Origin of the sequence: Lentzea indica (genome assembly GCF_012184385.1) — a bacterium.
Classification (GTDB): Bacteria; Actinomycetota; Actinomycetes; order Mycobacteriales; family Pseudonocardiaceae; genus Lentzea; species Lentzea indica.
Map to the genome: position 1 here is coordinate 1 of NZ_VSRL01000525.1, position 1,702 is coordinate 1,702.

A 1,702-nucleotide genomic window follows, 5' to 3' on the forward strand; every position below is an offset into this window, starting at 1 on the left:
CCGTTGGTGGAGAACGGACTCACGTCGACCACGGTCGCGGACACCGCGAGCGCCGCGATCAGCCCGACCGCGCTGACGTCACCGAGCAGCAGGAACGGCTCCGCGCCGATCTCTGCCTCGACGAGTTCCTCCAGCGCCGCAAGCATGTCGTCGCTGGACTTCACACCGTTCGCGGGCGACTTCCCCATCGCCGGCAAGTCGGGGTACAGGCGCCGGTAGCCGGGCCTGGTCTCGAAGAGCGGCTCCAGGCAGCCGAGCATGAGGCGGTGGTCGGGTGTCCAGCCGTGGAGGGCCAGCACCGGGGTTCCAGATCCATGTTCTACGAAATGCACGACCGCATTTCTACCCGGTCCAGCCACTCTCCCATGAGCGCGTTGAACAACTCGGGCTGCTCGATCTGCAGGTTGTGCCCGGCGGTGTCGAGGACCGCGAGCGACGCGTACGGGTAGTGCGGCAGCAACGCGTAGATGTCGTGGTAGCCGGTGAGGTCGTCCTGGCGACCGGTCAGGAACAACGCCGGCCGCTCGTACGTCCCCACCTCGGGCCCGGCCGAAAGCTCCCACCGCCGCCAGATCCGCGCCATCGCCGCGCGATCCGCGATCTGGAGGCCCGGCAGGATCTCGGCCGCGAAACGCCGTGCCGTCTCGGCCGTCCGCACCACGGCCTGGCCTTCGAACTGCTCTGCCAGTTCCGCGCCGTCCGACCGGCGGACCTCGAACGCGGGCAGCGTCTGGGCAGGCGATCCCAGGTACGCACTCACCGGGCAGATCAGCGCCAGCCCGCGCACCCGGTCCGGTCGCCGATGCGTCAACGCGCGTGCGAGGTAACCGCCAAAGGACTGGCCGACCAGCAAGAACGGCTCGTCGCCGATCTCCGCGTCGACGAAATCCTCAAGCACGGCAAGGATGTCGTCAGATGACGCCACGTCACCGGCCGGCGACTTCCCCATCCCCGGCAGGTCGGGGTAGAGGCGCCGGTAGCCGTTCCGTTCAGCGAACAGCGGCTCCAGGCAGCCGAGCATCAGACGGTGATCAAGTGTCCAGCCGTGGACTGCGAGCACCGGGGTGCCAGAGCCCTGTTCTACGAAGTGCACGAAGACGTTCCTAGGCCAACTCGTGCAGGCGCGCCCGCACTTCCGGTATGAGCGGGTGGTCGTAGTCCTCGTAGATCGACAGCGCTTCCAGCAGGTGCGTCCTCGCCACGTCCGGCTGCCCGACGCTCGTCTCCCCCAGGCCGTGCAAGGCTTCCGCGAGGCTTTTGCGGTCGCCGAGCACGCGCAGGAAGGCGAGTGCGTGCCGGAACGAGTCACGTGCGTCGACACGGTGCCCCAGCTTGAGCTGCGCCCAGCCGATGCCGACCAGTGCCATCGCCTTGCCGTGCACGGCGTCGTGCGAGTCCATCAGCTCGAACGCCATCCGCGCCGACGTGAGCGACGCCTCGTACTGACCTGCCGAGCGCAGGATGTCGCTCAGGAACAACCGCGTGCCGCCCTGGCCGAACCACGAGCCCACCTCGGCGTGGCGATCGAGCGCCTCGCCGAACCTGTCGACGGCGAGGTCGAACTGGCGCAGGCCGCCGTAGGCCATGCCGAGGCCCGTCAGGCTCCACGCCGCGCCCACGGCGTCACCGATGTCGCGGCGGATCGCCAGCGCGCGGTCGAAGAGTTCCAGGGCGTCGGCGAAACGCTGACCGCGGCAGGCGG

Annotated in this window: 3 protein-coding genes; all 3 read right to left on the bottom strand. The window is 69.1% G+C overall.

Going from position 1 to position 1,702, the window contains the following annotated elements; all coding sequences use genetic code 11:
* The coding region (locus FXN61_RS49265; protein WP_188136330.1) for an alpha/beta fold hydrolase at nt 1–299 on the bottom strand (299 nt) is incomplete at its 3' end.
* Between the two features lie 20 nt (nt 300–319).
* Complete coding sequence (locus FXN61_RS49270; protein WP_167980613.1) at nt 320–1,093, bottom strand: alpha/beta fold hydrolase; 774 nt, start codon at nt 1,091–1,093, stop codon at nt 320–322.
* Between the two features lie 10 nt (nt 1,094–1,103).
* Nucleotides 1,104–1,702, bottom strand: a 599-nt coding sequence (locus FXN61_RS49275; RefSeq protein WP_167980614.1) for a tetratricopeptide repeat protein, incomplete at its 5' end; no start/stop codon positions are given.